The 22639-nt window shown below is 39.4% G+C and carries 31 protein-coding genes; 4 read left to right on the top strand and 27 right to left on the bottom strand.

Translation table 11 applies throughout. The features are described 5' to 3' along the window. Nucleotides 1–12 precede the first annotated feature (12 nt). Nucleotides 13–1545, top strand: coding sequence for a 7TM domain-containing protein (locus tag C8D82_RS05480; protein ID WP_116883275.1), 1533 nt, complete (start codon nucleotides 13–15; stop codon nucleotides 1543–1545). Beyond that, nucleotides 1542–2507, top strand: a complete 966-nt coding sequence (locus tag C8D82_RS05475) for an alpha-L-glutamate ligase-like protein (protein ID WP_116883274.1) — start codon at nucleotides 1542–1544, stop codon at nucleotides 2505–2507. The genes C8D82_RS05480 and C8D82_RS05475 overlap by 4 nt, the downstream gene beginning before the upstream one ends. A 51-nt stretch (nucleotides 2508–2558) precedes the next feature. Here the strand turns inward: C8D82_RS05475 and C8D82_RS05470 are convergent, their stop codons facing one another. Both C8D82_RS05470 and C8D82_RS05465 read right to left on the bottom strand, forming a co-directional pair. Next, on the bottom strand, nucleotides 2559–2879 hold the full coding sequence (locus C8D82_RS05470) for a CD225/dispanin family protein (protein WP_116883273.1): 321 nt from the start codon (nucleotides 2877–2879) through the stop codon (nucleotides 2559–2561). A 60-nt stretch (nucleotides 2880–2939) separates the two neighbouring features. Beyond that, nucleotides 2940–3284 (bottom strand): DUF4190 domain-containing protein, encoded by a 345-nt coding sequence (locus C8D82_RS05465; protein ID WP_116883272.1) that lies wholly within the window; start codon nucleotides 3282–3284, stop codon nucleotides 2940–2942. A gap of 176 nt (nucleotides 3285–3460) precedes the next feature. Here C8D82_RS05465 and C8D82_RS05460 point away from each other — a divergent pair, with 176 nt between their 5' ends. Next, nucleotides 3461–4045, top strand: coding sequence for a phage scaffolding protein (locus tag C8D82_RS05460; protein ID WP_116883271.1), 585 nt, complete (start codon nucleotides 3461–3463; stop codon nucleotides 4043–4045). A gap of 22 nt (nucleotides 4046–4067) precedes the next feature. On the opposite strand, the gene C8D82_RS20600 is transcribed toward C8D82_RS05460, so the two are convergent. From C8D82_RS20600 to C8D82_RS05390, 21 genes are all read right to left on the bottom strand, one after another. Beyond that, the gene (locus C8D82_RS20600) at nucleotides 4068–4358 is read right to left on the bottom strand and encodes a hypothetical protein (protein WP_133245077.1); all 291 of its coding nucleotides are present in this window, start codon (nucleotides 4356–4358) and stop codon (nucleotides 4068–4070) included. Between the two features lie 392 nt (nucleotides 4359–4750). Then, entirely contained in the window at nucleotides 4751–5257 is a 507-nt protein-coding gene (locus tag C8D82_RS20595; RefSeq protein ID WP_133245076.1) for a hypothetical protein, read from the bottom strand. Nucleotides 5258–5264: 7 nt separating this feature from the next. Then, nucleotides 5265–5498, bottom strand: a complete 234-nt coding sequence (locus tag C8D82_RS20590; protein WP_133245075.1) for a hypothetical protein — start codon at nucleotides 5496–5498, stop codon at nucleotides 5265–5267. After that, nucleotides 5491–6084, bottom strand: coding sequence for a hypothetical protein (locus C8D82_RS20585; RefSeq protein WP_133245074.1), 594 nt, complete (start codon nucleotides 6082–6084; stop codon nucleotides 5491–5493). The genes C8D82_RS20590 and C8D82_RS20585 overlap by 8 nt, the downstream gene beginning before the upstream one ends. Next, a complete protein-coding gene (locus tag C8D82_RS20580; protein ID WP_133245073.1) occupies nucleotides 6084–6644 on the bottom strand; it encodes a hypothetical protein in 561 nt (186 codons plus the stop codon). Before C8D82_RS20580 ends, C8D82_RS20585 begins: the two co-directional genes overlap by 1 nt. A gap of 2 nt (nucleotides 6645–6646) precedes the next feature. Then, the gene (locus tag C8D82_RS20575; protein ID WP_133245072.1) at nucleotides 6647–7192 is read right to left on the bottom strand and encodes a hypothetical protein; all 546 of its coding nucleotides are present in this window, start codon (nucleotides 7190–7192) and stop codon (nucleotides 6647–6649) included. Further along, complete coding sequence (locus C8D82_RS20570; RefSeq protein ID WP_133245071.1) at nucleotides 7179–7421, bottom strand: hypothetical protein; 243 nt, start codon at nucleotides 7419–7421, stop codon at nucleotides 7179–7181. The genes C8D82_RS20575 and C8D82_RS20570 overlap by 14 nt, the downstream gene beginning before the upstream one ends. After that, nucleotides 7421–9568, bottom strand: coding sequence for a hypothetical protein (locus tag C8D82_RS05445; RefSeq protein ID WP_133245070.1), 2148 nt, complete (start codon nucleotides 9566–9568; stop codon nucleotides 7421–7423). Before C8D82_RS05445 ends, C8D82_RS20570 begins: the two co-directional genes overlap by 1 nt. 28 nt (nucleotides 9569–9596) lie before the next feature. Next, nucleotides 9597–10376, bottom strand: coding sequence for a hypothetical protein (locus C8D82_RS05440; RefSeq protein ID WP_116883267.1), 780 nt, complete (start codon nucleotides 10374–10376; stop codon nucleotides 9597–9599). A gap of 60 nt (nucleotides 10377–10436) precedes the next feature. Next, nucleotides 10437–10796 (bottom strand): hypothetical protein, encoded by a 360-nt coding sequence (locus C8D82_RS20565; RefSeq protein WP_133245069.1) that lies wholly within the window; start codon nucleotides 10794–10796, stop codon nucleotides 10437–10439. Between the two features lie 36 nt (nucleotides 10797–10832). Continuing rightward, nucleotides 10833–11249 (bottom strand): hypothetical protein, encoded by a 417-nt coding sequence (locus tag C8D82_RS05430; RefSeq protein WP_116883265.1) that lies wholly within the window; start codon nucleotides 11247–11249, stop codon nucleotides 10833–10835. A 1-nt stretch (nucleotide 11250) separates the two neighbouring features. Further along, complete coding sequence (locus tag C8D82_RS20560; RefSeq protein WP_133245068.1) at nucleotides 11251–11952, bottom strand: hypothetical protein; 702 nt, start codon at nucleotides 11950–11952, stop codon at nucleotides 11251–11253. After that, nucleotides 11952–12263, bottom strand: coding sequence for a hypothetical protein (locus C8D82_RS20555; protein ID WP_133245067.1), 312 nt, complete (start codon nucleotides 12261–12263; stop codon nucleotides 11952–11954). The genes C8D82_RS20560 and C8D82_RS20555 overlap by 1 nt, the downstream gene beginning before the upstream one ends. A gap of 84 nt (nucleotides 12264–12347) precedes the next feature. Continuing rightward, nucleotides 12348–14162, bottom strand: coding sequence for a phage major capsid protein (locus C8D82_RS05420; RefSeq protein ID WP_165832843.1), 1815 nt, complete (start codon nucleotides 14160–14162; stop codon nucleotides 12348–12350). A gap of 41 nt (nucleotides 14163–14203) precedes the next feature. Next, nucleotides 14204–15325: a phage portal protein gene (locus C8D82_RS05415; protein WP_116883262.1), complete on the bottom strand. Its 1122-nt coding sequence runs from the start codon at nucleotides 15323–15325 to the stop codon at nucleotides 14204–14206. Next, a complete protein-coding gene (locus C8D82_RS22085; RefSeq protein ID WP_165832842.1) occupies nucleotides 15309–15686 on the bottom strand; it encodes a phage portal protein in 378 nt (125 codons plus the stop codon). Before C8D82_RS22085 ends, C8D82_RS05415 begins: the two co-directional genes overlap by 17 nt. 5 nt (nucleotides 15687–15691) lie before the next feature. Then, the gene (locus C8D82_RS20550) at nucleotides 15692–16186 is read right to left on the bottom strand and encodes a hypothetical protein (RefSeq protein WP_133245066.1); all 495 of its coding nucleotides are present in this window, start codon (nucleotides 16184–16186) and stop codon (nucleotides 15692–15694) included. Between the two features lie 34 nt (nucleotides 16187–16220). Beyond that, on the bottom strand, nucleotides 16221–16811 hold the full coding sequence (locus C8D82_RS05405) for a terminase gpA endonuclease subunit (RefSeq protein WP_116883260.1): 591 nt from the start codon (nucleotides 16809–16811) through the stop codon (nucleotides 16221–16223). Nucleotides 16812–16815: 4 nt separating this feature from the next. Continuing rightward, a complete protein-coding gene (locus C8D82_RS20545) occupies nucleotides 16816–17757 on the bottom strand; it encodes a hypothetical protein (RefSeq protein ID WP_133245065.1) in 942 nt (313 codons plus the stop codon). A 220-nt stretch (nucleotides 17758–17977) separates the two neighbouring features. Continuing rightward, the gene (locus C8D82_RS05395; RefSeq protein WP_116883258.1) at nucleotides 17978–18325 is read right to left on the bottom strand and encodes a hypothetical protein; all 348 of its coding nucleotides are present in this window, start codon (nucleotides 18323–18325) and stop codon (nucleotides 17978–17980) included. Nucleotides 18326–18410: 85 nt separating this feature from the next. Continuing rightward, entirely contained in the window at nucleotides 18411–19622 is a 1212-nt protein-coding gene (locus tag C8D82_RS05390) for a DNA cytosine methyltransferase (RefSeq protein WP_116883257.1), read from the bottom strand. 231 nt (nucleotides 19623–19853) lie between these two features. Here C8D82_RS05390 and C8D82_RS05385 point away from each other — a divergent pair, with 231 nt between their 5' ends. After that, a complete protein-coding gene (locus tag C8D82_RS05385; protein WP_116883256.1) occupies nucleotides 19854–20150 on the top strand; it encodes a hypothetical protein in 297 nt (98 codons plus the stop codon). A 54-nt stretch (nucleotides 20151–20204) separates the two neighbouring features. Here C8D82_RS05385 and C8D82_RS20540 read toward each other — a convergent pair whose 3' ends face one another. Genes C8D82_RS20540 through C8D82_RS05370 form a run of 4 tightly spaced genes read right to left on the bottom strand, consistent with a single transcriptional unit; the run spans nucleotide 20205 to nucleotide 22186 of the window. Continuing rightward, nucleotides 20205–20447: a hypothetical protein gene (locus C8D82_RS20540; protein ID WP_133245064.1), complete on the bottom strand. Its 243-nt coding sequence runs from the start codon at nucleotides 20445–20447 to the stop codon at nucleotides 20205–20207. Nucleotides 20448–20477: 30 nt separating this feature from the next. Then, complete coding sequence (locus C8D82_RS05380) at nucleotides 20478–20966, bottom strand: hypothetical protein (protein WP_116883255.1); 489 nt, start codon at nucleotides 20964–20966, stop codon at nucleotides 20478–20480. Between the two features lie 21 nt (nucleotides 20967–20987). Continuing rightward, a complete protein-coding gene (locus C8D82_RS05375) occupies nucleotides 20988–21500 on the bottom strand; it encodes a hypothetical protein (protein WP_116883254.1) in 513 nt (170 codons plus the stop codon). An 11-nt stretch (nucleotides 21501–21511) separates the two neighbouring features. Next, complete coding sequence (locus tag C8D82_RS05370; RefSeq protein WP_133245063.1) at nucleotides 21512–22186, bottom strand: hypothetical protein; 675 nt, start codon at nucleotides 22184–22186, stop codon at nucleotides 21512–21514. Nucleotides 22187–22639 lie beyond the last annotated feature (453 nt).

The following is a 22639-nucleotide window of genomic DNA, read 5'->3' as shown; positions in this document are numbered from 1 at the left end:
AGGAAACCTTCCATGTCCGAACACAACCGTCACCGCCGCCTGCTTTACTGGCTGGTCGGCATCCTGTTCCTGCTGGCTGCCGCGATCTTTTTCGTGAAATTGCGCTACTTCGACTTTTCGCTGGACAACCGGGCAGGTTTCTTCTACCGGGCGGATGCTTCGGTGTCATTCGATCCCGAGCCGGGCAAGGAGATCCGGATCTCCATCTCGCTGCCGAACCGCCGGACCTCCGGCTACAGCGTCGATCCGATCTCCGGCGGCGAAAAACAATTCCGGACTGAACTGCAGAACGGGCTGCGTCGCGCCGTGCTCGAACTGCCGCCCCGCTCCGGCCGCCAGACCGTTTCATACCGGTTCCGGCTGATTCCGCGCGCCCCGGTCGCGGAGGCTCCGGCAGCGCCGCCGCCGGTCGATTCCAAGCTGTTGCCGAATGAGGTCGCCGCCGCCCGCAAAGCGATGCTCGCTGCCATCGACCCGGAAAACAAACTCGCTCCGGCCGCCCTCGTCACCGCCCTGCTGCGCGCGCTCGGCACCGCTTCCGCCGTCGAACGCCAGCCTTTCACCCGGCAGTCAGGCGTCGCCGGCACCGTTGAAGCGGCGATCGCGATTCTCGCCGAACGCGGCTGGCCCGCCCGTCCGCTGCGCGGCATCTTTCTCAACGAAAGCAAGATCCAGCAGCAGCCGACGCTGTTTCTCGATGTCTGGTATGACAACGACTGGCACGTGTTTCAGCCCAACACCGGCAAGCCGGGGCTGCCGGAGCATTTCCTGGTACTGCAGCGCAAGGACAGTTCGCTGTTTGAGGTCTCCGGGGCAAAGAATTCCTCGATCCGCTTCTCTGTAACCCGTGTTCCCGCCGGGGCGGAGCGGCTGAACCGCCTCCGCGCCGACATCATCGGCGAGCACGACCTCGGCGGCTTCACGCTGTTTTCGCTGCCCGCGTCGCAGCAGAATCTGTTCAAGCGCCTTGCACTGCTGCCGCTGGCGATCCTGCTGATCGTGGTGACCCGCAATGTGGTCGGCATCCAGACCATGGGAACTTTCATGCCGGTGCTGATCGCGATGGCGTTCCTTGAGATGAAGCTGCTGCCCGGCCTGATCAGCTTCCTGCTGATCCTGACCATCGGGCTGGCGATCCGGGCCTGGCTGACGAGGCTCAATCTGCTGATGGTGCCGCGAATATCCGCGGTCGTGGTGGTGGTGATTCTGCTGATGCAGGCGATCAGCATCGGCGCGAACCTGCTGGAACTGCCCGACTTCATGGGAGTCGCGTTCTTCCCGCTGATCATCATCGCGTGGACCATCGAACGCGCCTCGACCACGTGGGAGGAGGACGGCGCGGTGACCACGTTGAAGCAGCTGGCCGCCAGCCTTGCGACCGCGACGGTCAGTTATCTGGTGCTGGCGAGCGGCTATCTGCAATATCTGCTCTATACTTTTTCGGAACTGAACCTGATTATCCTCGGCGTGATTCTGCTGCTCGGCACCTACACCGGCTACCGCTTCACCGAGCTGATGCGTTTTCAACCGCTGGTGAAGCAATGAAATTCAGCCTGAAACTTCCTCCGATCGTGTCGCCGCGCCGGTTGCGGGAGGCGGGCGTGCTCGGCATGAACCAGCGCAACCACGCCTATATCATGCGCTACAACCGCCGCGCCGACTATCCGGACGTGGACGACAAGCTCCGCACCAAGGAGCTGGCGATCCGTTACAACGTCTCCACCGCCGGCCTGATCGGCAGCATCGCGTATCAGTATCAGGTCAAGGGGTTCCGGCAACTGGTCGAAAACGTGCCGGATTTCGTGATCAAGCCGGGCCACGGCAGCGGCGGGCGCGGCATTCTGGTCTTTACCCGCCACGACGGAGTCAATTTTTACAAGCCCAACGGAACCGTCTGCGACTACGGGCTGATCTATGAACATATCTCCAATATCCTGAGCGGACTCTACAGCCTCGGCGGACAGGTGGATTACGCGCTGTTCGAGCGCTGCATCGATTTCTCGGATGTCTACAGCCGGTTCAGCTATCAGGGTGTGCCGGATGTGCGGCTGATCGTGTTCCGGGGCTATCCGGTGATGGCGATGATCCGGCTTGCGACGAAGGAATCCGATGGCCGCGCCAATCTCCATCAGGGGGCGGTCGGCGTCGGCCTGAGCATTCGCGACGGCCATCCGCTTTTTGCCGCCCAGCACAATCGGGCGATCACCCACCATCCCGATACCGGAGCGGCGTTTTCGGAGCTGCATGTGCCGCACTGGGAGGAACACCTCAACCTTGCGGCCCGCTGTGCCGAAATGACTCCGCTGGGCTATTTCGGGGCGGATATCGCGACCGACCGGCAGCGCGGGCCGCTGCTGCTCGAACTCAACGCCCGCCCCGGCCTCGCGATCCAGATCGCCAACGGCCACGGCCTGCTTGCCCGCCTCCGGCTGGTTGAATCTCTGCCCGCCGGGGCGCATCCGACCTGCGCGGAAAAGATCGCGTTCGCCCGCGAAAACTTCGCCTGATTTGTCCGGGAGATGCGGGAAATGTCGGAACGCAATTCCCAGCCTTCCGCGTCAGCTTGCTGCAACCTGCAAAATAATATTGAGCAGAATCACGACCAGGCCGATACCAAAACCGATCCAGGACCACATTTTCGACTTTGAGGCGGCTTCCTGCGCTTCCACGATCTGTCCGGCGGCAGCCAGGCCGGGCACTTTGGCCGCATAAACAATCGCGACGATGCCGAACGGCAGGCAACAGCATACCGTCACGATGATTGCACCGATCAAACCTGAGTTGATCTTCACCGGCTGGATGCTCCCGGCGTTTCCTCCGCAGGACGGGCATACCGCAGTTCCTGCCGGAAGTTCTTTTCCGCATTTGGGACAAAACATTTTTCTTTCTCCTTTTTTCAGGTCCGCATACCGACAAAAACAGGCAAGCAGCTCCGTGCGTTAAAGGCAGGCGCTGATCACCACTCCAATAATAAGCATGAATACACACAGGACAGTCAGGGCGCCGCCGATAATTCCCACCCACGCGTGCACTTCGCCGCGCGCTTCCGGATGCAGCTTCGCATACCTGAGGCCCCGGATTCCCATGACAATCGCCGGAATGCCGGTAATGCCGCAGAGCAGCGAAGCTATCCCCAGATAATACGCCCACAATGCGTCCGGATTTGGCGGGAAGTAGTTCAAATCCTCCGGCACCACCACTGCCGGCGGTCTGATCATTGTACCGCAATACTTGCAAAAGCGGTTGTCGTCCTCATTCGCTTTGCCGCATCGATAACAGAACATCGGACACCTCCCTCTTCCCCTTTGGAACTTATCTGCAATATAACAGGCGTCTCCGCGTTTGCAACTCCGATTTTCCAAAAGGTTGACAAAATTTCCCAGTATGACGCGCGGCCGGTCAGACGGGAACGGCCCGCGGCGTCAACGATCCACGAACCATTTGGAAAGGAGACCACCCGATGGACCTGATGGAACTCATCAGAAAAGCCGCCTCGGGCGGCGAGCTTGACGAACGCGAAATCGAATTCGTCAAATCGTGCCGCCCCGGCGGCGGCAGCGGCGAACTTGAGGCGCGTAACGCCGAGCTTGCCGAACGCCTTAAACTTCTGGAAGCGCAGTTGGCCGAAACTGAAAACCGGTCGCTGCCGGAGCAGGAACGGCTGAAACGAAAGTTCGAAACCGAACTGGCCGCTCTCCGCAAACAGGCTGAAACCGCCGGCTCCGAACGCGACGCCGCCCGGCAGGAGCTGAACCGCCTGCGCTTCCGCAGCCAGGTCGACCGGCTCGCCGAAAAACACAACTTTGCCGACCGCGACTACCTGGAGTATCTCTGCGGAAAAGCCGGTATCGAACCGGATTCCGGCGAAGCCGCCGATGCTTTCATGAAAGAGCTGCGCGAACAGTCGCCCCGCTTTTTCAAGCTCGACCTGACCCCGGGACCGGGAGTGCCGGCCCCCGCTCCCGCACCGGCCGCACCGGCATCCGATCCGGCCGAAGCCATCGCCAGGCTGCTCGATGAAGCGCCCGGTGTGGAAACGTTTTAACCCGATATACAGAAAGGAATTTTCATAATATAACACCTTGATCTCCATTACTGTTATCAATACCGTCATCTAATGTCCTCATCATTGGAACTGTATTTACATCAAAATCAGTATCTACAGCCGCTTTCCAAGCGACACCTTTTGAAAGATTGACGGGAACGACTTCAGCATTTTCAATATCAACAGTTACAAAGCGTATTTCCCAAGTTGGTTCTGCTTGATATGAGATGGTTGGTTTTGCGGATAATTGACTACCATTAGAGTTAATCAATTTACCTGTATCAATATTGTAATATAAAATTTTGTCACTCATAAAATCTTACCTTAAATCTTTATTTCTATTTATTTTTTCTCTAAGTTCAGATGTTTTTGTCTTTCCCTGACTTCAGGGTGATCCGTAACAAAATTTGATCTTATCATATTCAATAGAACATCCCACTTATCCCCGATCTCATCAAATTTGACCTCTTCAATGGTAACTGCTAAATCCCTTGCTAATAAAGCGGTCTCTTTATAACTCCACATAAGATGATCCGCCGCCAACCTCAACTGACCTGTAATAACATCTAAATTATCGTTGGTATAGGTAAATTCATTGAAAAGATTCCACGCTTTTACAATGTGTTTTTTAGCACATACAGTACATTGTGAATATGGCGAAACCTGTTTTACAGCGATTCCGACTTTTTCCGTGACAATTACAACTCATAACTCAAATTCCTCATTGTGATAATCTTTATTTTCACTCATTATAATATCTTTTATGTAAAGATCGTTCGGAACTTCTCTCCACTCAACGGTAGTAGCCTGAACGATTTTTCTTTGTTCAAAATCTTCCTCAGGTTGTTTTGTAGCATAAAAAACTTTACTTCCAAAGGTAGCCGCTTTATAAGCAGGTAAACCGTCAGCAATCACTTCAAAACATTTGTCCAATCCTGTGTGATGAGCGATAGAAAATAGTTCACCGTTTTTCTTTTGACCTGAGATCAACATAAGATCGGGACAATCCGGAGAATAACTTACTCTGTATAGAAATTCAATCTCATCGGATAAAACCATTTCATACCTTGTTGAATCATCATAAACCATTATTGAAGTTTTAGGATCAGCATACACAAGTCTATATTTCCAAAGATACCCGACTTTAGCAGGTATGGTCAAAAGCGGTTCAGAATCTCCAAGACCGATCTTCTCATATAAAAAGTAGTTCAAATTCTCATCAAATCCGCCCTCCAATGAATGAAACCCTCCAACCGTCTATTGTCCACTCGGCGGTAGGCGAACATTCTGTAGCATCCTCTGGAAGACCTGTATAAAGTCTTTTCCATATCCCATCTTCAAAGTGATGGATCTTCCACTTATCATTTACTTTCAAACAACAAAATTGTTTTGGTTGACCGTTTTCATCGTAAGCGATAAATGGCATATGTGAATATTCATTGATATTAAACATTTTTTTCTCCTTCAAAAAAACCTGTTGATGTTGTATTGCTGTCAGGAATTTGATTACTCAAATAAGTTATGTAATTTCCATTATTTTGTAGGGTAAATGGACTATAACTATTAGTAAGAGTTGTTAAACTTCCACACGATGTATAAAAACTTCCATTGTCTTTCAAACACGCTTGTAATAGTTGCATATGTCCATCATAACTATAACCTGTTTGAAACCATTGAGGAAGACCCCAAAGTTTACCATTACAATCTATTGGTCCATATCCATAGGTTGATCCACTACAACCATTAGTTGGATTTTTCCACCTTGAACTTCCAACATCTCTAATTAACCACATTCCAAAGGGTACCCCTACACCATCACCCCAAAACTCTTTCAAATTCCATCTATAAGGATGATCCGAACGACCTTCAACACATCTATCAGAATGATTGTCTTTGTTGGCATTTTTACCAATTAAAATTTGTTGTCCAATTACTTTCATTTCACAGCAGGGACATTCTGAGGTTACAAGGAACATTTTCGCAGGAGTTGGAATAACTAATTCCCCGCTTTCTTTTGATCTCCAAATGAACCCAGCCATTATTTTTTCTCCTCAATAATACAATCTTTTCCAATTAAGAGTATAGCAACAGGTGTAGCGAAACATTTTATCGCTTTCGCTTTGGATTCTTTGTCTATTGAAACTTCCCCTAAAGGATAACATCTATTGTCAATCTCATCTTTTTTTACGATCTTTATTTCAGGGTCTTTCCATTTGAAAGCATTAGAACCATTGGCGGTTAATTCATCAAAGACACAAATGAAACCTTCAGATAAATTTTCAGGTTTTCCCATATTCTTTTCAGGAACTACAACAAGTTCACCATTTCTACTGAGGAATCCTTCTTTAATTATCAATGAACCATTATCATCATAGGTAAAAGCGAATGGACCATCATAGGTATAACCTGCGGATTGAGATCCTGAAGTCTGTCTGATCGCTTCAATAATCTTACCACCTCTTAATGAACTTACTTTGATAGTGCTAGAATCACCTCTGACCTCAAGGGATGGTAGAAAATCTATAATCTGACAAACGGAGTCATACAATGCTTGTAACGCCTTGTCCCCTCTCTGGGGTTTTCTTGGAAAACAACTCATAATCAATCCTCATCATATAAATCTCTATCCCAACCTTTAGGAGCGTGGGCGTAACTACAAGAAGCAATCCAATTTTTACCATCGTATTGAACTGTTCCACCTTCACATAACCAATTTCCGCCAAGTTTGGAAGTTATATTAAAATCACCATTCTTTGGTTTTGATATTTTTCCTGATTTTTGAGCAACCGCCCACCCTGCTGATTTTGATGAACTATGTTTTGAATTTTCAGTAAGTTCATAGATCGGCAACTGCCAACATTCTACACCCGGTTTGGTCTTCTTTTTGATGATTTTCCATCCCTCAGGAATTTCCCCAGGTTCTCTTATCCAACGGTATTTGTCAGCATCAGCATCTGATAGCGTTAATTCTTTTGTACTTGACCACCAACTAGGAACGGTTGAAGTACCTTTTTTAGCGGCTAAATGATAGTTCCAATTAGTTTTATATCCTTTTTTATTCTCAAGCGGCATGGCCATCATTCTAACCGTTAAAGTAGAATATTTTGGTCCATAGGATGAACCTTCAGGAGATTCATTTCCGATCATCGTCCTTTTCGGTTGACCATTCTAAGGTTACGATCCAAAAAATACCATCATCTTGTTCTATTTTTACTGATCTCAATGTTCCATAATCGCTTATATCACCAATAGTATAATCTTCCGCAAATGTTTCACATTGATCTTTTGTTCCAATGTATTTTTCTGTGGTATATTTCCCATTTTTATCAATGGATTTTGAAAATCCCTGATACTTTTTTGATATGTTTTCGCTCATTATCTTATAACTCCTATACTATCCATTTTACCATTGATGTTTGATAAAATGTTGTTCTGAGATTTTTGAATTTGTAATAACTGCTGATTGATTGATCTCATTGGATCAGAAACAACAGAACTGGTAAATCCACCTCTTCGGGCTAAATCATTAGTCAATTCACCACGGATGTTCAATGTTTGTTTGTAACCATTTGATTCACTTTTTCCGCTTCTATTTTGTAACTTCCATTGTCTATCAGCAAGTCTTTCAGCGTTTTTTATTTCTTCTTCCGTTAATTTTCCACCTTTGATTTTTTCAGCATTTCTTAAAATTTCTAATCTAAGAGCCTCTTTTCCCTGCCCATTCGCCTTCTTCTCTTGAATATCTAAGGATTCATTTTGATTTTGAAAATAGTCCTGTAATTTTAATCCGCCAAGGGCTTTTTTCTTATCCATTATTTTCTGAAGGTCTTCATTGGATAATTCAATACCTTTACCCTTGAGTTGGTTTATCAATTCAAGTTTTGCGGCTTCTTCATCAAGACCTTTTAATCTAAGAGATAAGATACTTGATTCATTATCCAAAGCGGATACCATATCATCTATGTATTTTTTTCTTTCTTTCTCAATAGCATCCTTTTCCTGAGCGAGTTTAATTTCTTCTAATTCATGCTTTTTGATATTGGCTTTACAAGTTTCAATCTTGAGGTTGAGATTAGCACTTTCTTCAGTTAAACTAAGTAACTCTTTAGTCTCTTCAGGAGTAATTACACCGTCTTTTTGTTTCTTCAACAAATCATTGATCTTTTGCTGAACTGGTACTAATTTTTGTTCCAAGTCCTTCAATGTGTTTTGGGATTCTATTTTAAGATCAGCAACCACCTTTATTTTTTGTTCAACTTTTTTGAGTTTATCCCCACCTGAAACATCCTCAATTCTTTGATTTTCTCTTAAAGTATCAGCATCTTCAGAATATTGTTTTTGTCTTTGTCTTTGGGCTTCAGTATCACTTTGAGTTTTAGAAACTTTTGCGGTATGATTAGCGATTTCTTCAGGGGAAATTGTACCTGTTTTATCACCTTCTCTTGTTAAATTATTGTACTCTTTTTGTTTCAATATGAGTTCTTGAATAGCAAGGGAAGCATCTCTCCATTTTTGGGATAATTCAGCATCTCCGGCGGTTTGTGAAGCCATTTTTTCAGCAACTTCTAATTTGAGTTGTAAGCGGATGAGTCTTTTCATTCCGTCTTCTTTGGCTTGAAGAATCTTTAAGGCTTCAGGATCATTAGTTTCCTTCATTTTTTCTCTTAAATCTAAGACCTGTTTAGCCATATCTTTGATTTTATTTGAACTCAAAAATGATGTGGCTAAATCTTCTATTCCACCTTTATTTGATACATCATATCCAGCCCATCTATGAGCCATACTTGTTCCAAAAGATTTTCCACCAAAATCAGCAGGGGTAAAACCTGAGTTCAATCTTTTTCCTTTGGATATTAAACCGATCTTTGAATCAGCAACATTTTCTGCTTTATTCAATTCAAGTTTTTTGGCTTCTTTGGAAAACTCAAGCATCCTTTGATTAGCCTTAGTCATCCCCTGCTCTAATCCAATGATCTTCCCGGTGGTCAAATCAATGGAAATACCAAGATCACCGTATCTATCGGTTAAGGATTGAATAATTGAAATCGCTTCTGCTTTTACAGCATTACTTATGTTTTCTTCCTGAGATATTTGTTTTAATCTATCCAAATAACCAGTATCTTCTTTTTGTTCATTAGTTAAATCGGAAAACTTTTTCTGAGCCTGTTCAAATTCAAAGGATGCTTTTTGAGCATACTCTTCAGCACTCATAGTTAATTTATCCCATAACTTTACACCAACAGCAACCAACGCTGTGATTGCCGCTATTGCCGCTGACATAGGATTTTTTACCAAATCAATTAAATCACCTGCCAAGCCTGATATACCTGTGGATGCTTGACCTAACGCCCCACCAACTGAATCAATAGCACGAACCGCACGATCAGCATTATCACCAAAATTATCAAGTTTTTTAGTAGCATTTGACATCTCCTGTCCAGTCTTTTTTACAGACTGTTCAGCAGAGTTCAATCCCTTCTTTAATTCAGATGAGTCTAAAGATATTTTTGCTTTTATTGACAATTTTTCACCTCATCAATGTATTTTATTTCTATTTATTATTGGGTAATGTCATCATTTCTTTTTTCCACTTCGCTTTTTCTTCCGCAGGGAATACATTGAGTTCAATTAAACGATAACAAATCAATTCACAACATCTGTCATCTTGAAGTAGAAGGATCTCTTCATCAGTTCTTTTGTAAATCGTATCATCACCTAAAAGTCTTCTATGTTGAGCGAAGTAATAGCAGGCGGAAGTCAAGGAAAGTTCCTTCATTATGTAGTCGGGAGAATAGCCGGTAACAGCGTGAACTTTTGAAATCAAACAGGTGATCCAATCACAATCATAAATTGGTTTTGAATTGTTTCCACCCATCCTTGGAAAGAGTTTGAGAGGTCTGAAGGCTATCTTTATTGAAAGTAGTATAATATCCACGGCGGTATTTAGATCAATCTCAGACCTCTTACAATAGTCTATAGACTTCATAAACAGTTCAACTGTGTCCATTTCTTCCAATCCATTATCAAGAATATACATAAAAATATCCACATCGGAAGTAGAAGGTGTCTTAGAACTATCTGTAAATGGGGATTGACATATATAGAGAAATGTCCACATTGCAGGGGTAAGTAAAAATACTTCACGATCTTTGAGTTTGATCTTTTTATTCATCAAGGCCAAAAATGATTGGTATTCCTCATCGAGATTTTCCTTCATCTCATCAATTTCATCAAGGATTTTATCAGTTCTGAATCTTCTTTGAAATTCCTCATCTTTAGTCAACTTTAATATAGCAGTTTGAATATTTTTGGGTAAAGTCTTAAAATACATTTTTGTTTTCCTCATTAAAAAAGGGGACTAAATTTGTCCCCTGTGTTAAGTATTATTTCTTTATTCGCCTTGAACTTCAGTAATTGGATGTAAAGTAGCATTATCAGCAGCACGAGCCTGAATTGAACCTTCTTGGAAAGCGGTATTACTTTCAGTTTTGGTTGAACTTGTAACCAAATAATCCTTATCCCCGATAGTAACAACTGTACCGGGTTCAACTCCTGATCCAACAAAGACACCATTTACATCAACGGTTTCTTGTTTTGAATAAGCAGCAATATCAATAATTTCACCTTTTTCATTACGGGCTTCAGCACTTTCAACTGATTTGTTGAAGGTTAATGAATTAGCGATAAGACCTGCGGCTAACCCTGAAACATCAGATGTTACTCCGAAAACTCTTGAATTTGTATCTGACATAGTAAAAATCCTTTTTATAACTTTTATTTCTATTTATTATTTAATCGGAAACGATGCGAAAAGTGAATAACGGAAGGTTGTTCTATTACTCTCAGCGGTAATTGAAAAATCACTTCCATCAAACAGAATACCGACTATAGGAATGTCCCCAAACAAAGCGGTGTAATTGGGATTTTTTCCATTAAGGTATGGATATAAAACTTTCTCAGTTTCCTCAGATATTCTATTAAACTCATTACCTGTGTTGTCATCCGCAATAAAACAATCAACGGTGATTTCCAAATCATACTTATAATCAGGTAAACCAACATTCACTTGAGTTGTATTTGTGATCCCAATAACGATCATATTGTCAGTTCTTTCATCCTGAAACTCATAGGATGCTATTACTGATGTGTTTTCAATCGTTTTGAAGGATTTTATAAGATAACTCACAATCTCTTTTTCTTTCATTTTATACCTCTTTATCTTTAGCCACCATCTTTTTTAAGTCTTTCATAATGGCGTTCATAATCTTTTTGAATCCTTGTTCTTTTCCCAACCTAGCAATTCTTTCAATAAACTTAGCGTTGTTTTCAAAGATCAAAGATGTTTCATCATTGCTATTTATCACCGATTGAGTGGAGTAATTCATTGTAGCGATAGCAGGTGATTTCTTCATTAAACGAAGAATGGAATTGGGGGTCTTTGATCCAATAGATTCTAGTTTCTTACCCCACATCACCCTTGCTAGACCTCTTGTTTGTATCTTAGAAAGTTTTTTGGCTTGACCTTTTGTTTTACAATAAGCGTATGCTGTCCCCTTTTTAACTCCGGTCTTGGTATTCAATACTTTATAGACCATTTTCTTTCTGAGTTGAGCAATGTCTTCTTGAGTTGGTTTGAAATCAGAATAACCACCATTGACCAATCTTGACAAAACTAAAACAGGTCTTTCATATCGTGTTTTGTCAATGGTATTTTTACCTAATGTTGGTGGAGTATATTTTGAAGCCGCTTCAACGAACTTTGGAGCGTTTCTGATTAGAATTGACTTGGTATCTTTCTGAAGTTCAGTTCTAACCTCTTCAAGATTTTTTTCAAACTCATCTGTGTCCCAATCAAATTTAATAGATCGTGATGAGTTTGCTTTAAGTCCTTTAGGAATATTAGCCATTATCCAATACCCTTTGATAAAGCGATAATATGAATCTTTATTGAAGTGTTTGCGGAATCCGTTTCAATGAATCCGATCTTATACCATTTATCTCTGAATTTTACCTTGTCATTTTGTTTTGGATTTTTTCTTACAGGAAGTTTTATATCAAGAGTAAAATTCTCTTCATCTACAGCACCAACTTCAGAAAAAGAAACATTATCAACTATTGGAGAAGTTATACACTTATAAGGAGTATTCCCTATTAAACAATCTTCTAAAAAATCATCACACTTATAAATGTCTTCCATCATTTTTTGAAAAGCGTTCATAATTGACATATCCTTTTATTTCTATTTATTTTTGATACAAAAAAGGCGGTAATTAAACCGCCTTGTATTTTTTTCAAATATTGATTATGCTGTGGTAACAGTAAATGATTTTGGTCTGCGAACTAAAGTATCAAATGCTTCAGTAGCGATGACCTGAACTGCACCTTTCTTAACGAAAGTTATATCGTCAACCTTTAACATAATTCCATCAAAAGGAGTGATAACTAATTCATCAAAGTTACCTAAGATAACAGTATTGTCATCTAAAGCGTTGTTAATAACTGCTTCGTAACCATTGATTTTACCATCTTCTAAGAGGTATTCAGCACCAGCAACATCATCTTTTAATGTGGTTTTGAATTTGTTATAGTTGGTTGAGTTCATAACCCAGAAGAGAGTTTCTGTCATATCATTGGAATCACGGATAAGTTTTTCTGCTTTACAAACACCTTCCCAAGTAAAGATTTCATCAACACCCATAGTATTGACACCGGCTGTTTTAGCGATACCAGTTGGTTCATTGTTTTCACCTGAACCGATTAAAGCCATTTCATCTTTTAACTCATCAAGGGCTTTAACAACATCATCGGAAACCATAGCATCAATTTCAGGACGAGCCTGTAAAAGTAATGAATATGGAATTGGAACACAAACACCACCCTTACGAGGTTTGAGTTCTTTGTTAGCAAACTTGAGATCGCCATCTGCTAATTCACCATCTAAGGAATACATTTGAGCCTTAGCACCCTGAGTAACAACAGCGAATGAAACAGCGTGACCAGTTGAAGGAATTAAACGATAACCAGTTTTGCTTAAAGCGGTTGCAGGGCGTAAAGCGGGGGTAAATTCCTGAGGTAAATATTCACCTGCGATAAGTTCTTGACCATTAGTAGCGGTTGGAGCTAATGCTCTACGGGAAACAACAATATCGTATTCTTCGCCAATACCGAATGCTCTTTTATTATCAGCAATAATCTGTGTTTCAAAATCCTTTGAAACATCACCTTTGTATTGAGAACAGGCGTTACGAATTGCCTTTGAAATTGAAAAATACTTTTTCATTTGGATATCCTTTTTATCATTTTTATTACTATTTATATTTCTTTTTGATTTCACTAAGTTTTTGAAGTCCTCTAAAGATTTTTTACCTTTAATACATTCTTCGGCTAATTCTTCTTCACCTGCTAATTCACCTGCGGCTCTGATCTCATCAGCTTCATCAGTAATTTCTTCATCTTTAATAGGTTCTTCAACAACTTCCTCTTGAGTTTCTTCAGTAATTGTTTCTTCTGCTTTTTCTTCAACAATTTCCTGAGTTTCTTCTTTTACCTCTTCAGATTTTGTTTCAGTTTCTACAATTTCTTCCTGAGGTTGTAATTCTTCATTTTCCATTGTTTTTAATCCTATTTTTAAGTTTCTATTTATTCCAACAAAGGGATCGGCAGGTGTACTCACAATGCTGACCTCGTAAATAGTGAAGTTCTTTACAAGCATTGTGGGAATATCTGCTTTATTTTCTATCATTTGATAATCATTTATGATGTACCCGATTGAAACATTTCTACGAATATCATCTTTAATATCGGTCAATATTTCTTGAGCAAATTTTGACTTTGAAAAGCGAACAGCAACATAGAGTTTTTCATTCTCAATCCATGCTTTATCAACCACACCAATCTGTCTTTCCATATCGTGTTCAAACAACAATGGTGATCTTTGATCTACAAGTCGGGTGAAGTCTATTGAAGAATCGGAGATTTCCAATACTTCATTGTAAACAAGATCATCCATTTCTCTTGTATAAGGAGCAGGTGAAGCACAAGAAAAAACCAATTTGTTTGCTGAATCATTTTCAGTAACATTGTCAATGCTTAAACTTCTTATATTTGTCTTATTCATAGTTACCATAATTGATTTTATTTCTATTTATATTTTCTTCTTTATTCATCCTCAGGATGACTTGATTCTTCGTTGAATTGGTTTACCGCATCCAAAGGTAAACTCTCTCCATCATCCTTGAATGTAATATTGTGGGTCTTCAATAATTCATTCCATCTTACCCAGCCCTGAACTACCTCTTCAGGATCATACCCCATAGATTCCAATTCAATAATTGGATTTGAAAGACCTAATTTTAATCTTCTTTCAACAGCAATAATTTCTTTGGCAGGGTCAAATAAACCGTCTTTACGGCAGATGAAATTGTAATTGAGATAGTCTTTAAGTTTGGATGGTTTTAATGAAGTATCAAAATTCATTAGATATGACTTCAGGAAGAGTTCATATTCAAAGGTTTTCCAATTATCCACAAAGAATTGTTGGATGTTTGAATATGTTTTCGCTTCATCTATGGATGCTTCTCTCAATGATGAGTAGTTTACCGCTTCGTAATCGTGGGCTAAACGGTTATATGAAACACCAACGGAAGATGCTATTCTTTTGACTATCGCTTTGACAAATCCTGAGAAGTTTGTATTAGGATGATTGGGGGAGATTGATTTTACTGTATATCCCTTTGGAACAATAGAAGATTCTCCGGGACTCATAGCGGATAAAAATTCACCTTTGTCTTCACCTTCTTCCTGATCCATCCAATCACCGGCAGTATTACCAGTTCTTTCATAGAATACATTTTGACAGGCGGCAATTTTAGCGGCGAAGAGTTCAGCAATAGCGTAATCATCAAGTTGTTTCAATGAATCAATAGAAGCACAGATTTCTGAAAAACCTCTAACTTGACCAATGAACTCTTTTTTATAGATGTGGATTATTTGATCGGCAGGGATGATCTCGGTTTGACCTGTAGCGTAATTATCTGTATCGCCTTCTTTGTAATAGTATCTGACCGGGCGGTAATCTTTGTCAATTTCAATCCCTGCGACAATAGCGTTCTCATAATTGGATGAAGGACGGTTTTTCTCAAAGTCAATACAGAGTGAATCAATGAGTTTGAATGAAATCCCATAGGGATTTTTGGAATCTTTGATGATCCTTATAAACACCTCACCGTCTATGATGAATGTTCTAAGGATAAGAGCATCAAAATCACGATCTCCAAACAATCCGACATTTAGTTATATAACCGTTTGATCTTTTACCGAAGTCATACCACGCTAATTCAAGTTCATCATTTACAGCGGTGTTCAATTCACCTGAATCACTTTTAACCAATGATTGAAGACGGAAACCTTGTTTCCCAATAATAGACTTCTCAAGGTTGTTCAAATGAGATCTGAACACCTCATTATTTTTGGACAAATCTCTTACCCTTGAGATCAGTTGTTTGAACTCATATTTTGTATCAACATTGATCTTTGTAAAGGAGTTCAAAAGCCAGTTGGTAAAGCGAGTTTTCAACGCTCCTTTGAATCCTCTTTGTTTCTTCTTTTCAGGTTCTTTTTTGAATATGTTTAATAGTTTCATTATAGTTACCTCATTACCCATTTATGAAGGATTTTACCACCTTTTCCAGAGGTAAACTTTCCTTTTTCTTCAGCAATTTTTTCTTTAGCAAACTCTCTTAATTCAAGTAATTCAGTAACGGACATATAACCGATTGACTTATCACCTACAGATATATTGGTCTGGGCTTGGGTTGCTTTACCTGCCAATGTATTTTCAACCGCTTCTAAAACAACTTCCCAATGTGATCTAACAGATTCACCTTCATCCATTAAAGCGTAATTAGGTAATATTTCAATATCCCCTGAATCCTCAACTCCGTCATCATTTAGTATCTGATATTTGAATGATCCAACTTCCCATTTTTTAGTCTCATCCGCAGGTTCGGAAATGTAATAACCATCCTCTGAGGAAACAATGTTTTCACAGGTGTATTTTACATAATCACCTTTGATAATCAACTTGGATGTATTGGTCTTCACTCTATATCTAAAGTTAAATCCTTTTGTAAACTTGATCATCTTTAATCTCTTTTTATGTTAAATCTATTTATTTTTATTGCTTAAACCAATTTGATCTTTCATCATCTATAAGTTCTGTGGCGGTAACTCTTTTGATCTCATTTTCCGCTTTGGTTGAACTTTCCCATCGTCTTCTCAAGGATGGAGATTGACAGAATCGCCACCTCTTTTTGGACATTGTTTGAATAGCGAAGTCAACCGCTAAATACGCCATTTTAATAACATCAAACCAGTCGTGGACAGCACCACCTTCAGGTTGCCAATTTTCAGGTGAATCGCCAAACTTTTTAGTGGGATCAGGTTTAACACAAACGATCTGTTTTATAACATCATCGGTTGTTTCAGGATGGAAATACAGATAGTTTTCTTTTCGCTTCTTTTGAGTATAAAGTTGATAGATCAAAACACTCTGCCAATGTTTAGCCGCACCAAGGATCAATCTTCTATTGTTATCTGACATTCTCCAAGTGGCGGTGGTCATTGAAGTTCCTTGATACATCATCACATTTGAAGTCTTTTCCGCAAAGTATTGAACTTCTTTGGTTCTGTGTCCCTGACGGTCAATTAAAGCGAAGGTTGGAACGATCCCCACATTGTCTTTTATGAGGTATGTTTTCTTCAGCATATCTTCAGTTTCTGAAGAAATTTACCACGCCGGAGAATAATATTGGATCATTGTTTTCATCTTCCCATTTGAGATTTCTTTTATTATCTCTTATGGTGGATAATATGAATTTGTTGAAGTATGGTTTAATTCTATCTCGGTTTTCTTTGGTGATCGGTAAATTGGTCTCTTTCAAAGCATCCGTATAGATGTCGTTCTCCATAATGTATTTTCTATAGGATTCAACGGTTTCATCCTTCAAATGTCCTTCAATGAGGACTCCAATCAATGTAGGATAGCAATGAGATATATCAAATACCTCTGTGATGGATGATCCGCAAAGTTTGAGTGTCTTTCTGATCTCTCTTTTCATTGTGTGGAATTTTGAATAGATTCTTCCATCTGTATATTGTCCATAATGTGGTAATTCTTCCATAACCTGTTTTCCTTCTGAGTTTGTCAAATGATTATACCATTTGTTTTCTGTGTGGTGTTTTTCTTCCGCTGAAAAATTTGGTGTAACATTTATTTGTTTAATATACTGTTTTAATTTCTTTTTATATTGTTTTATTCTATTTGTTTTTATATAATTATTTGTTTTATATTGTTCTATTGTTATTGAATCTAATTTATAAAATGAAGAAAAAGATTTTGAATAATCTCCTTTATTCTTGTCTGAGAATCCTTGATTTCCGTGGATTAAAGACCCGGACTTTGAAGTATAAAAGTAAATCAAACAATCATTATAAAGATCATTCAAAACATCTTTATAATTACGATATGTATCTTGGAAATTATCTCTATGGATTTGTACGGAACTTTCAAGATCGGAAAGTTTGGAGAAAATCAATTCAAATATTTCAACATACTTTGATTGATATTTTTGGTTATCGTTTTGTCTTTTGAATGGAGAATGTTGTTTAGATAATTCAACAACAAATTGTTTTAATTGTTCATTTATAATCATTTTATCCTTACCTTATTTCCTTACCAATAAAATAAAAACGGCAACCGCGGTAAGGTTTCGGCTGTCCATTGGTAGCTACTCCGAATGTGAGCCGTTTTTGTTAACAAAACTATTTATATAAATGAATATAAATTTTTCTTTGTTATTTTAATATTTTTGAAATTTTTTCACAAAAAAAAATCCATACCTGTAAACAGATATGGATTGATGATTATTTTAATTATTCTTCATCTTCAATCCAAGGATTACCTTCAATAACGATCTCGGAAAAACAACCACTCAAAGAATCCCAAAAATCAACAGCGGATTCGCAACCTTCCGCACAGCAGTAAACCATCTCCCAGAAGTATTCTTTATTTTCTTTCCGTTCATCAATGAACCCCCGGATGTGATCCCAACTTCCATACCAAGTAGGTGCCATATAATCTTTAGTATTGATGGCTTTTTCAACATCGTAACCGAAGTTTTCAGCATACCATTTAATTCCTGCTTCATAAGAATCAAAACTGAGTTTACGAACTCCCAAATCCGCATCTTCAAGCATCAGCATTGCGATTTCATTAGTCATTTTCAATTTCCTTTCATTTAATTGTTATTGGTTATATTATATTATAACATTAAAGGATCGGCGGTAAACCGATCCTGAAGGAAAATTAAAATTTTATCTTTGATATTTGATCTTTCTTTCGGTGATCCTGAATAAGATATTCATTATCAATATCTAATGTTGTTTTATTAGTTCCGTTGAGTATTTTCTCAATCTCTTTTGACATAACCATTGAAGTTGACATACAAACATTCTGAGCGATGTGGTTACGGTTGCTGTAAATGTTTCCAATTAGTTCAAAATCCTGTGGCATAGCCATTACTGAAAGAGCTTCTCTAAAAGTCAAATATCTACATTCGTAAGGATGAATGAAAAACATAACTTGATCCCCAACGAAAGCAGGGATGAATCCACGATCAATTTGTGGACCTCTCAACCAAGCACCTTTACCCATAGCGAATTTTTCCTTTATGGCTAAAACTCTTTTTCCCCACTTCTCATACCCTCTTTGGAAAAACCAATCAGATAACCCATCAAGATTTTTCTCATTCATAAAAACGGTTTGACCTATAATAGAAGGTGTATTAGTTTTGTTCAAAGTAGTTGGAGCGATCTTCAAAACTAAATCACGGTGATTCTTCGCTTGATAGTGTTCATATAAGTATTGGTAAAAAGGATGATCCGCCGGGGAAGAGAGATTATTGATCGGTATATTCATTGGATCATTTGGTCTATTCTCAACCTTTGAAAGCAGGTCTTCAACAGAAAGGTATTCATAAGGAAGTGTATCTAATATTGGACATTTTCCTTTGAATGTATCATTTCTGAAGTAAAAGTAAAATGTTCTTGGTCTCTTCTGAGGATTTCCGTGAAGTTTGTTTTCAGTAGCGTAAATTAAAAATGTATATCCGTATTCCCTGCCGATCTTGGCTAAATTGTCTGCTACAGGTCTTCCTTTGTTGGATGCTAAAAAGATTGAATTTTCTCCCCAAAAGATTTTTGGTTTTACCTTATCCAATACAAATTTTGAACATTTATACATCCAATCATTTACAGGTGAATCCGCCTTTGAAGTTGTTGATAATGAACTCAACCCAGCACAGGGAGCAACACAGCCGACTACATCTACTTCACCTATAGATGAAATTTGAGAGTAGTTTACCGTATCTGGGATAGTTTTATTGGAACAATTATCAACCGTGATGTATTGACCCTTCCAACCGTTTTTTCTCAGGTGATTGATATAATGTTGATCGTTGTTTTGAAAACCATCAAAGGAAATTACATATTGAGGTTGATTGTTAAAGACTTTCTCCATACCAAGGGGAAGTCCGACCGATAAGAGGAATAATTTGTGACCATTTAATCATTTGTTTTCTGATCTCCGTTTTTGATATTATATATACTCGATTTTCGGAAACACCTCATCTCCGCCGAAGTGGAATAATTTTTCCAATTTTTTTGAATTTGAGTTTACTTTCAATACCTCATCGTTATATTGGAATATGAGATCTCAGGACAAATCAAAAACAAAGAAAGGATATAGAATATGAGTAAAACTTTTATGAAGGAATCTGAACTTCAAGAATGGATGGACAAATTCATCCTCAATGGTGGAAAAAAACTTTCCTTTGTTATTACTGAAACAGGGAAGGAATATCTTCTTGAGGTGGCGGATTCAGGTGAATGTAAATTGACTTCGGAAAATGAAGAAAATTACTTTTATGTAGATTACTACAAGGATAGTATTACCTATCTTGGATTTCCGTACCGCATCCGCCGTAATTACGAAAAATCTATTGATGGTTTGAAGTTTGTAAATGAGGAATCAGAAAAGGTTCTTTAAGAATTAACCACAAAAAAAATCCCCCCAATGATGGAGGGATTTTTTGTATTCAGATTATTTCAGAGTGGACAGATACTCTTCAATTTCCGCCTTACTGAACTTGGAAAGTCTGCTGATTTTTCCTTTGGTCAACTTGGTGGAGTTTTCCTTTTTAATCAGGGCTTCAAGGTCATTCAAAGCGGATTCAATTCTTTTACGAATTGCTAAATATGACCGCTGATCTAAACCTTTACCTTTTTCATCCACTTTGTCCAAAACAATCTGAGTCAGACTTCTACGGATTCTTTTTTCTGCCATCTTTTTAATCTCCTATATTGATGGTGGTTATTAGTCTTCCAACTTACAATGATATGTACCGTGTTGAACAGAGTTTCCAAAGATTTCAATTTCTTCAGCTTCCTCATCTTCTTTTACTATGGCTTTCAAATACTCAACCGCTTTAATGAAGCCAAAAGAAGTATCGTCCTCAATTAAACTTTCAACAAAATTCACAGCATAGGATTCATCACTATCCCATACCTCATCTTCCTCTTCAACTTCTTGGTCATAGATGAAATTGAAAATACCGACATCATCCATCGCATCAAATTCCGAAAGTTCATCTCCCTTTATAAAAGCATCTATTGACTGCGAGGAAAGTTGAATAGTACCATTATCCCCTTCGGTATAGGTCAACCACTCTTCATCTCCCTCAAAAAGAGAATTGATTTTCTCTATTGCGATTTCAAAATCCGGTCTAGGTTTGAAGTAGGAAGTATAACACTTCATCTGCTCTTTCGGACAATCCACGAAAAATAAACATTTTTTTGGTTCCATTTTCTTTACCTCATTCAGCGGTTATTTCAATTCCATATCCCAACATCCATCCTGAAAACTCTCAACATAGATTTTCGGAACATCGCCTGAACTGAGTTTTGTTTTTTCAACATCTATGTTCATCTTTTTGTTCTTCAGGAAGTCTGTAACTGTCATATTGTCCATATAGTCAGTTACAGCATCTACAATCTCTTCAACATTGTCTTTGATGACCTTTGAATATTCAGATTCAATATCATCATAGTCAAGATCAAAGAGATCCTCTACAATTTCCTCAATGTCTTTCTGAACTTCATCATCGTTGTCAGGATCATAGACTTCTTCATCCATCCTGAACTCATACCCTTTACCCCATACAGTCAACTGATTATATGGATCAAGGTGATATTCAAAAGAAAAATCCCCATCGTTAAAAACGATTTCCAACGCTTTCAACCAATTCAAAGTTTCTTCTTTTTTATCCTCTTTGATGAAGAATTTATTTGTCTTCCATTCCCATATTACTTCTTCATCACACCAATCAATGAAACTCATTTTCCGCTCCCTTACTGATTATCCCAAAGATATTCACCATCTTCATCCAAAGCGGCAATCCACATAGTACAACCTTCATCCCACGGAAATTCAAAATCATTGATGATCTTATTTGTCCATTCTCTGATTTCATCCTCAAATTCCCATTCACAGGTTCTACCTTCTTCATCATTTTCAATGATCTCAGAAAGTTCTTCTTCACCACAGAAGATCATCCAAATTTTTGATCCATATTCTTTTCTGAAATTGGCTTCAGTTTCCTTAGTGGCTTCTTCATCATCCTCATCTATATAATCTTCCATATAGTCTGAGATAAACTTATCAAAAGCGGTATCAGAAAGTTTTTTGACAAATGTAAATGAACCATTATTTTCTTGAGAGAGATAAAAGAGTTTTACATTGACAATAGATACCCCTGCGGATTCAGCAATCTCATCCAATTCAGCAAAAAACTCATAGACATTATCTGAACCAATATCTCTTCCGCTTGCTTGATAACCGATCCAAACCTCTTTATCAACATTACATACAGGTACATCCCCATCAGCACTTATTAAAAGACCGCCAGTTTGAAATTCAACATCAAATTCACCACAATTATTTTCATTCAAATAATTGGATAACTTTTCAGCATCTTCAACATTCTGACATTCAATATGCAGATTCACATCCCAATGAATACTCATAATCAAAATCTCCTTGGTAAAAAATTTATACACAATCCTATTATACCACATCTTCATTAAAAAGTCAAGTCTTAATAAATAGCATTGACGAGGTGTTTTCTCATAATCTCCGGTTTTTTGTTTTCCTCATAAAAAAAGGCGGCTGTTCCTCGCCCAGCCGCCTAATTTTTGACTTGTGTTATTCACTAACGATTTTCAAAGATTGTGATTCATATAATGTTTTTCTTTCTCCTGTATGATACACAATTTTTGATGATCCATATAATTCTCCGTAAACTTCCCAAGCAGGTAACGCCTTTTGTGATCTTCCAAACCTATCAGATTTTGTAACAGATTTTCTCGGAAGATCAAATTCTTTGATAATGTCCCAAATTTTGTGATGGGATGTGTTGTTTGACAAGGTTGCATCTGCCTTTTATTTTGAGTAACTCAAAATCTCAACATAAAGGGAAT

Origin of the sequence: Victivallis vadensis (assembly GCF_003096415.1) — a bacterium.
Lineage (GTDB): Bacteria > Verrucomicrobiota > Lentisphaeria > Victivallales > Victivallaceae > Victivallis > Victivallis vadensis.
The sequence above is the reverse complement of the archived record's forward strand: the minus strand, read 5'-3'. Positions and strand labels throughout refer to the sequence as shown.